The following is an 8,799-nucleotide window of genomic DNA, read 5'->3' on the forward strand; positions in this document are numbered from 1 at the left end:
AGTCCTGATTATCAAATAAATTGACTAATGTTTCTCTTCCTTTTTAGTTAGTATGCTTTTTCATCTTATCAATATTTAAAATAAAATATGAAAAGAATGCTAAAGGCCTACATATTTTAAAAGGAAAAATAAACATCGGCATCGATTATTAAGTTACGTATAAGATATGCTAAATTTTAAAAGTTGTCAAGTTTATCAGTAAACTGGTCTTTATTTTCCTCTAAAAGAATCCAACCCATTATAGATGATTCACTTTCAATGAGGAACATCCATTTCAGATGAAGCTCGCTTTTCCAGATCGAGGAGCAGTGTCTTCATTTCAAATCCGCCCCGATAGCCAGTTAATGAGCCATTCTTTCCTATTACACGATGGCACGGTACAGTAATTAATACCGGATTAGCCCCAATAGCCGCACCTACAGCACGAACAGCTGCTGGTTTATTTATTTCATTTGCAATGTCGGAATAGGATTTCGTCTGTCCATAAGGAATTTCACAAAGTGCATTCCAGACGGCTAGCTGAAATTGCGTACCGGCGTACTCAACTGGAACAGTAAAGTTTTTCCGCTTTCCTTCTAGATATTGAGTGATTTCAACGGCATAGGGTTCAAGCTTATCATCATCTTCAACAAGAAGACTTCCCGGAAAGCGTTTCCTAGCCCATTCGAACAATTCCTCGATTGGTTTGTTCTGTGAACCTACAAACACAAGCCCCTTTAAAGTTGAAGCAATATAAAAATTCCAATCCTTGAACATTAGTAAAGACCAATAAAGGGTTGGTTTATTTGTTTCCATTGTACGTTTCCTCCATTTTACTCATTTGACGAAATTGTGCTGGTGTCTGTCCAGTTTTCTTTTTAAATAAAGTAATAAAATAAGGCGCGTTAGCTATACCCACACATATAGCGATATCTCCAATCGATTTATTTGTCTGAATCAAATACTTTTTAGCCGCGTGTACTCTAACTTGTTGTATATACTCAACCAGCGTAATGCCTTTAATCTTTTTAAATGTTCGATGCATATGATACGGACTCCCATGACAAATATCTGCTAACGATTCTAGCGTTAATTTTTCTGTGAAATTTTTATCAATGTATTCAGTAATTAGATCAACCCACTCGCTATCAGGCATTTTTTCATTAGTGGGCTTGCAACGTTTACAAGGGCGAAAATTTGCGCGGAGAGCTTGTTCTGCGTTTGGAAAAATACATACATTTTCTTTTTTCGGAACACGAGATTTACAGGATGGTTTACAGAATACCCCTGTCGACTTTACAGCGTAGAAAAATTGATTATTGTACGCTGCATCATTATTTATAATTGCTTGCCACTTTTCATCTGTTATTATTTCTGCATCATTCGAAATTCTATGATCATGGCTCTCTTTATGTCCGTTATTGATATTATCCGGCATTTATCTCACCTGTCCTTACATGGCTCATCTAATTCATTTTGAATTGAATCCCAATTTAAATTTTCGACACGCGATTTTTATATCTTGGGCCATTTTTATCTACTCCCGTTTAGCATTCTTGATAACTACACTATAACCTCATAAATAGAAAAAAATAAGATGGTTAGAATGTAATAGCAAGATAACAAAATGAGTAAAGATGATTATGTGATAAACTAATTTCAACCAGCGTGAGTTTTCTTATAATTATTTAAGATAAGGAGAATGAAAAAGTGACATGGCATGAAGTCAATGATGTTATTGTCATTACATTACCTGAAATTTTCGACATGAATGCGAACCTTGGCTACCTAACCAGGGAAAAAAATGAATGCATGTATGAAATAGAGAACAATATCATTACAAAAGTTATAGCCATTGGGGAAATTCGGTCCTTAGTGCAGGTAAGCGTAATCAATAATAAACAAATGATTGTTCAATTCCTAAACGATTCTAGACCTGTTGAGCAGTGGAAACGGGAAGAGATTGTAAAATATATTCATGAATGGTTTGATCTTGATAACGATTTAACTCCATTTTATGAAATGGCAAAAGCAGATCCATTACTTAAAATGCCTGCCCGAAAATTTTATGGGTTGCGAGTGATCGGCATTCCCGATTTATTTGAAGCTTTATGTTGGGGAGTTTTAGGGCAACAAATTAACTTAGCCTTCGCGTACTCCTTAAAGAAGCAATTTGTAGAAGCATTTGGCGATTCTATTGAATGGAATGGTAAAAAGTATTGGGTGTTCCCACCGTACGAGCGAATTGCACGGTTAACCCCTACCGACCTGGCAGATATTAAAATGACGGTAAAAAAAAGTGAATATATCATTGGAATAGCCAGATTAATGGCAAGTGGGGAATTATCGAGGGAAAAATTAATGAAAATGAACTTTAAAGATGCTGAAAAAAACTTAATTAAAATACGAGGAATCGGTCCTTGGACAGCCAATTATGTTCTAATGCGCTGCCTTAGGTTCCCGACAGCTTTTCCAATCGATGATGTGGGTCTAATTCGTTCGATAAAAATATTACGTAATATGAATCGAAAGCCTACGAAAGATGAAATCTTAGAAATATCGGTTCCATGGAAAGAATGGCAATCATACGCTACCTTTTATTTATGGCGTGTCCTTTACTGAATCATTTCAACTTAAACCGGAATGTACTCAATAAAAAAAGAATGAGCTTTAAAACCTAAGGCCCACAAGTACATTGTAAGTGCGACTTCTAGAATTCTTTTGCCTTTATTAATTGACAATAAAAAAACACGTTATCATTCCAATAGGCTCTCCGGTTTTCGGATTTCTAGCATGCTTTATTCCAACTGCTATCAAAAGCGTTTCATAATGAGGAACTGCTCTCTTATATCTGTATTAACATCAGAAAACTCAGTTAGGCAAAAGCAGTTTCTCTCCAAGTCTTAATGACTTTTAACCTCGTTAACCGACCTAATGTGGAAACATCTTAAATCTATAGCCATGGCCGATAGATAGTCGAGTCCTGTAGCATCACCTTCTTTAATCCATTTTTCCACTGTAGACGTTCTTTCTCTTTTGGACATAAAAACACCCCTTTAGACAATCTTATCCAAAGGGGTTAAACATTTATTACTCCACAGTAACACTCTTCGCAAGGTTACGCGGTTTATCAACATCACAGCCGCGATGCAGTGCAGCATAGTAAGCGATCAGCTGCAATGGAACAACAGATACCAACGGAGCAAGTGCTGGGTTTACTTCCGGCAGTACGAATCTGTCATCCGCATCGTCTAGGCCTTTCAGTGAGATGATGCATGTGTTTGCTCCGCGAGCGGCAACTTCTTTGACGTTTCCGCGGATGCTTAGGTTTACGTGCTCTTGAGTTGCCAGTGCGAATACTGGTGTTCCTTGTTCGATCAAGGCAATCGTTCCGTGCTTTAGCTCACCGCCGGCAAAACCTTCTGCCTGGATGTAAGAAATCTCTTTCAGCTTCAGTGCGCCTTCGACACATACGAAGTAGTCAAGGCCGCGTCCGATGAAGAAAGCGTTTCTGGATACAGTCAGGTATTCACGGGCGATCATTTCCATTTCGTCTTTCTGGTCGCATAGAGCTTCCATTGCGTTTGCAGCGATACCGAGTTCTTTGACGAGGTCAAATCCGATATCGATGCCGTTTTTGTCAGCAGCCACAGAAGCAAGAACCGCAAGAACTGCAATTTGTGCAGTGTATGCTTTCGTTGACGCAACAGCGATCTCAGGGCCTGCATGAAGCAGCAATGTATAGTCAGCTTCACGAGAAAGCGTTGATCCAGGTACGTTTGTGATTGTCAGGGCTTTGTGTCCGAGCGCTTTGACTTGAACGAGAACCGCGCGGCTGTCTGCTGTTTCTCCGCTTTGAGAAAGGAAAATGAAGAGCGGTTTCTTAGACAGAAGCGGCATGTTGTAGGAGAATTCACTCGCTACATGCACTTCAACCGGCACGTTTGCCCACATTTCAATATATTGTTTACCGACAAGTCCTGCATGGTAGCTTGTTCCGCAGCCAATGATATAGATGCGGTCCGCTTCCGCTACAGCGGCAGCGATATCACCAGGCACAGACAGCTTGCCGTTTTCATCTTGATACGTTTGGATGATTTTGCGCATAACAACAGGCTGCTCATCCGTTTCTTTCAACATGTAGTGAGGGTACGTGCCTTTTTCGATATCACTGGCATCAAGCTCAGCAATATAAGACGCACGTGTAATCACGTCACCATCAAGGTTTTTGATGACAACTTGGTCATCAGTGACGATAACCATTTCTTTATCCATCAGCTCAACATATTCGTTGGTTACTTGAAGCATCGCCATTGCATCAGATGCTACGACGTTGAATGTATCTCCAAGACCTACTAATAGAGGGCTTTTGTTTTTCGCTACAAAAATCGTTTCTCTGTTGTCGTTATCGAATAAAGCAATTGCATAAGAGCCTTTTAACAGTGTAAGTGTTTTACGGAACGCTTCTTCTGTCTCAAGTCCTCCATTGACGAATTGCTCGATTACTTGAACGACTACTTCTGTATCGGTGTCACTTTTGAGCTCTACATCTTGCAAATACTCTTGCTTCAGCTGAACATAGTTCTCGATCACGCCGTTATGAACAAGTGTAAAGCGGCCCAGTGCGCTTTGATGCGGGTGAGCGTTCAGATAGCTTGGTTCGCCGTGTGTAGCCCAGCGAGTATGCCCAATTCCGGCTTTCGCCTCTACATTGGCATCCACAACTTCACGAAGATCTGCAATGCGTCCTTTTTCTTTGAACACATGGATTCCCTGTTCGTTGGCAACAGCAATACCAGCAGAGTCATAACCGCGATACTCAAGCTTCTCTAACCCTTTTAATAAAATTTCCTTCGCATCAAGCTGACCGATATAACCTACGATTCCACACATATTTTTCTTCCTCCTAAGATTGTAAAAGGAGACGAAGAAAGTCAAATTTCAAGGGGACTTTCAATCGTCCCCTCCTACATGTTTTTTGGAAGATCATGTGATTTCTCTTTGTTCAAGGAGTCACCCCCTTGGTTTGAAGAAATCCTTACGGCTGTGATCTGCACACTCAGCCGGGAGGCATCCGCCGAAAATTCGATAACCTCCATCCTCGTCAACTAAGCCTTTTTCCGGGCGCTTAGTTCGGGCGCTATAATTATAGGTAAAGCAATAATCCCGTCTTCTTTTCCTATTGAGAAAATAAGAACAAGACAAGCTTGATTTTACAACATGTGGCATAAACGGTCAATTGTTTTTTAAACAACTTTGCCGTATGTCTCACAATTATCTTATGTAAACCTCGCTTGTCTTGTTCACTCTCTGATAATAGACTTCGTTACTCTAATCCCATTTCTGACCGGACGACTTCAACAATGCGATTGACATACTCATCGCACAGCTCTTTCGTCTTCGCTTCAGCCATGACACGGACGAGCGGTTCAGTTCCTGAAGGGCGCACCAAAATCCGGCCGTCGCCGTTCATTTCTTTTTCAACTTCAGAAATAACTGCTTTTACTTTTTCATTTTCTTCAACTTTATATTTATCAGTCACTCTCACATTGACTAACAGCTGCGGGAACTTCTGCATTTCAGCTGCAAGCTCTGACAGTGGCTTGCCTGTGGCTTTCAAAGTGTTCATCAGCATAATAGCAGACAATAATCCGTCCCCTGTCGTGTTGTAATCAAGGAAAATAAGATGTCCTGACTGCTCTCCGCCGACGTTGTAGCCGTCTTTTTTCATTGCTTCTACTACGTAGCGGTCGCCGACAGCTGTCTGTACGCTTTTGATGCCTTCTTTTTCGAGCGCCTTATAGAAGCCGAGGTTGCTCATCACGGTTGAAACCAAAGTATCATCCTTTAAACGGCCCTCTGATTTCAGGTGTTTTGAGCATATGTACATGATTTGGTCGCCGTCTACAATATTTCCTTTTTCATCGACAGCAATCAGGCGGTCGCCGTCACCGTCGAATGCAAGGCCGAGATCCGCGTTTTTCTCTTTGACAAACGCGCTGAGCGCTTCGGGATGAGTCGAACCGACGCCGTCATTAATGTTTAATCCGTTCGGGGAAGTCCCCATTGTAGAAACATCTGCATCTAAATCAGCAAACAGGTGTGTCGCCAAGGATGATGTTGCGCCATGGGCACAGTCCAATGCCACATGAATGCCTGTGAAATCTTCATCAGCTGTCTGTTTTAAGAATTGCAGATATTTTTGTCCGCCTTCAAAATAATCGTTTACAAGTCCAAGGTCTGCTCCGACAGGTCTTGGCAGCTTATCCTCAGGTTCGTCCATCAGGCGCTCAATTTCAGCCTCTTGTTCATCAGAAAGCTTAAATCCATCTCCCCCAAAGAATTTGATGCCGTTATCCTGCACTGGGTTATGAGAAGCGGAAATCATGACGCCCGCCTCTGCATCCATCGCTTTTGTCAAATAAGATACACCTGGTGTAGAAATGACACCTAGGCGCATGACTTCTGCGCCAATGGATAAAAGTCCGGCGACAAGGGCTCCCTCCAGCATATGGCCGGAGATGCGTGTATCGCGGCCTATCAGCACTTTTGGACGTTGTTTGTCTTTTGTCAGCACATAACCGCCGAAACGTCCGACTTTAAAGGCCAGCTCAGGTGTAAGCTCACTATTGGCGACACCTCTTACACCGTCTGTTCCAAAATACTTGCCCATTTTATAATCGCTCCTTTTTTATTCCGATGAGGATGAATTCGCAGTGGATTCATCCTCATCCTGATCTTGGTTTTGATCTTTATTTTCGTCTTGGTTTTGATCGTTGCTGTTTTTATCAGTGTTCTTTGTATCTTCTTGCTGATTGTTCTTTTGATCATTTGTTTGTTTATCTGTGTCATCCTGGTTCCCTGATGTATTGCTGCTGTTATCATTCGTTGATGTATTGCTTTTCTTAGACGTCAGCTTGATTTTGGCGTTTTTCCGCCCCAAGGACCAAGTTACATTCTGTGGCCCGTTCACTTCAAGCTTCACGCTATGCTCCCCGTCCTCTAAATCTGAAACATTCACATACAATTCAATATCTGATTTTTTCAGCTTTTTTATATTCGTGGGAGAGCCTTTAGCCGTTACATCTATCGCTTGTGATTCAGGATCAAGAAATTCAATGTTTTGTGAGCTGCTCAGCCCTACAGTCTTGATAGGGACATTCTCGAACTTCTGATCCGCTTCACTATCGACTTCTATATGCAAAGTCACCTTTGACGGTGAGATTTTTTTGACACCGTCAGGAAGCGGAATATCTGCCTCGATATCGGAATCCTTGTTAATTTTACTTAAATCTAAGCTGACGCCGTCAATAAATTCAAGAGAATCCAACACATCCTGTGAGCCGTAAACCGTTACCTCACTGGGGCTTGATTCAATATTCGCTATGCTGACACCGTCAGGAAGGCTTCCTGTCCGTTCAATTTTAAAGGGCACTTTTTTACTCGGGCTTGTCACCGGAACGGTAATCTTGATGACCGAGGGCTCCACGTCGACAGGAAGCGCGTTTCCGTCTTTATCATAGACAGTCACTTTCGCTTCCTTTTCAATCGTTTCATCTGCGTTTTCCAAATTCACTGAAGCTTTTACAAGAGAAATATTATCGATCACATTTTTCGATCCGGTAATCTGCACATTTTTCGGACTGACAATCGGCTGCTCCGGAGAATAGCCTTTTTTCATCTTGCTTTTGTTGTAGTACTCCACTTCTACGGGAAAACTTTTGGTCGTCCGTTCCTGAATGGTCACTGTCGTAACAGACGGATTAATTGAGATTGTCAGCCCATCCGACACGTTTTTGGCCTTAAGCTCAACCTTATGTGTGCCGGTTTTCAAATGTTCCATATCGGCATATATTTCAAAGTTTTTGGTCTGCCGAGCCTTTTTCACGGCGCTTGTCGAGCCTTTTATCGTGACATTAACCGTTTGCGGAACACCCGTCACGACGTAATTTTCATCATCATAATACGCTTTAACCGGAATATCAGTCAGAGTTGCTTCATCAGTTGTTGATGTCGGAAAGAAAGATTCACCCGGTTTTTTTGGAGTCGGTGCTTGGTTGCTGTTAACCGCCACATAAAGCAAGAGCGCGAAAAGCAGAGCAATGATTTTCACAGCCCAGCGGTTGTTTAAGAATTTATCCATTTTTCTTGCCCCTCCAATACCAGCGGTTAGAAGAAGTGTCTCTGGTGTTTTTCTTAAACTCGGCTTCAAGCATTTCTTTCAGCGCTTCTTCTGTAAGCTCTCTGTGAAGGTCGCCGTTCTTTGCCACACTGACGCCGCCGGTCTCTTCAGACACAATAATCGTCAAACTGTCTGTTACTTCACTGATACCGACAGCTGCTCTGTGCCGCGTGCCCAGTTCTTTTGAAATAAACGGGCTCTCAGAAAGCGGCAGATAACAGGCGGCCGCGGCAATTTCATTATTTTTCATAATCACCGCACCGTCATGAAGCGGGGTGTTTGGAATAAAAATATTGATCAGCAGCTCAGAGCTGACTTTGGCATTTAGTGGTATGCCGGTCTCAATATAATCCCCCATTCCAGTATCCCGCTCAATGGTCAGCAGGGCGCCTATACGGCGTTTCGCCATATAATTGATCGCTTTTGTAATGGCCTCAATCGTTTTCTGCTGCGCTTCTTCAACAGGCGTGCCGCTCCTCGAAAAAAAGCGGCCGCGGCCTAGCTGTTCAAGCGCTCTTCTCAGCTCAGGCTGAAAAATAATAATAATTGCTAAAAATCCCCATGTTATCGCTTGGTCCATCAGCCATTGAAGTGTGCTGAGGCCCAAATATTGGCTGGCCATACGAACAAGCACGATG

Annotated in this window: 8 protein-coding genes; 1 reads left to right on the forward strand and 7 read right to left on the reverse strand. The window is 42.1% G+C overall.

Going from position 1 to position 8,799, the window contains the following annotated elements; all coding sequences use genetic code 11:
* Window positions 1–255: 255 nt before the first annotated feature.
* Together adaB and adaA are read right to left on the reverse strand one after the other, a co-directional pair.
* On the reverse strand, window positions 256–795 hold the full coding sequence (gene adaB, locus RAC86_RS31015) for a methylated-DNA--[protein]-cysteine S-methyltransferase (RefSeq protein WP_041352200.1): 540 nt from the start codon (window positions 793–795) through the stop codon (window positions 256–258).
* Entirely contained in the window at window positions 782–1,417 is a 636-nt protein-coding gene (gene adaA / locus RAC86_RS31020) for a bifunctional transcriptional activator/DNA repair enzyme AdaA (protein ID WP_377886383.1), read from the reverse strand. The genes adaB and adaA overlap by 14 nt, the downstream gene beginning before the upstream one ends.
* A 272-nt stretch (window positions 1,418–1,689) precedes the next feature.
* Between adaA and alkA the strand changes: the two genes are divergently transcribed.
* Window positions 1,690–2,601 (forward strand): DNA-3-methyladenine glycosidase II, encoded by a 912-nt coding sequence (alkA, locus tag RAC86_RS31025; protein WP_163260146.1) that lies wholly within the window; start codon window positions 1,690–1,692, stop codon window positions 2,599–2,601.
* Between the two features lie 281 nt (window positions 2,602–2,882).
* Here the strand turns inward: alkA and RAC86_RS31030 are convergent, their stop codons facing one another.
* From RAC86_RS31030 to cdaA, 5 genes are all read right to left on the reverse strand, one after another.
* Window positions 2,883–3,023, reverse strand: coding sequence for a hypothetical protein (locus RAC86_RS31030; protein WP_015252961.1), 141 nt, complete (start codon window positions 3,021–3,023; stop codon window positions 2,883–2,885).
* A gap of 46 nt (window positions 3,024–3,069) precedes the next feature.
* Window positions 3,070–4,872 (reverse strand): glutamine--fructose-6-phosphate transaminase (isomerizing), encoded by a 1,803-nt coding sequence (gene glmS / locus RAC86_RS31035; RefSeq protein WP_015252962.1) that lies wholly within the window; start codon window positions 4,870–4,872, stop codon window positions 3,070–3,072.
* A 433-nt stretch (window positions 4,873–5,305) separates the two neighbouring features.
* Window positions 5,306–6,652 (reverse strand): phosphoglucosamine mutase, encoded by a 1,347-nt coding sequence (glmM, locus tag RAC86_RS31040; RefSeq protein ID WP_014478651.1) that lies wholly within the window; start codon window positions 6,650–6,652, stop codon window positions 5,306–5,308.
* An 18-nt stretch (window positions 6,653–6,670) separates the two neighbouring features.
* A complete protein-coding gene (gene cdaR / locus RAC86_RS31045) occupies window positions 6,671–8,122 on the reverse strand; it encodes a CdaA regulatory protein CdaR (protein WP_029726928.1) in 1,452 nt (483 codons plus the stop codon).
* A partial coding sequence (gene cdaA, locus RAC86_RS31050) for a diadenylate cyclase CdaA (protein WP_377886230.1) occupies window positions 8,115–8,799 on the reverse strand: 685 nt, incomplete at its 5' end. The genes cdaR and cdaA, both read right to left, overlap by 8 nt.

The organism is Bacillus sp. LR_5 (assembly GCF_042709275.1).

Bases quoted from the DNA above. Each gene is read 5' to 3' on its own strand.
- glmM (WP_014478651.1), bottom strand. From the start codon at position 6,652: ATGGGCAAGTATTTTGGAACAGACGGTGTAAGAGGTGTCGCCAATAGT.
- RAC86_RS31030 (WP_015252961.1), bottom strand. From the start codon at position 3,023: ATGTCCAAAAGAGAAAGAACGTCTACAGTGGAAAAATGGATTAAAGAA.
- cdaR (WP_029726928.1), bottom strand. From the start codon at position 8,122: ATGGATAAATTCTTAAACAACCGCTGGGCTGTGAAAATCATTGCTCTG.
- adaA (WP_377886383.1), bottom strand. From the start codon at position 1,417: ATGCCGGATAATATCAATAACGGACATAAAGAGAGCCATGATCATAGA.
- adaB (WP_041352200.1), bottom strand. From the start codon at position 795: ATGGAAACAAATAAACCAACCCTTTATTGGTCTTTACTAATGTTCAAG.
- glmS (WP_015252962.1), bottom strand. From the start codon at position 4,872: ATGTGTGGAATCGTAGGTTATATCGGTCAGCTTGATGCGAAGGAAATT.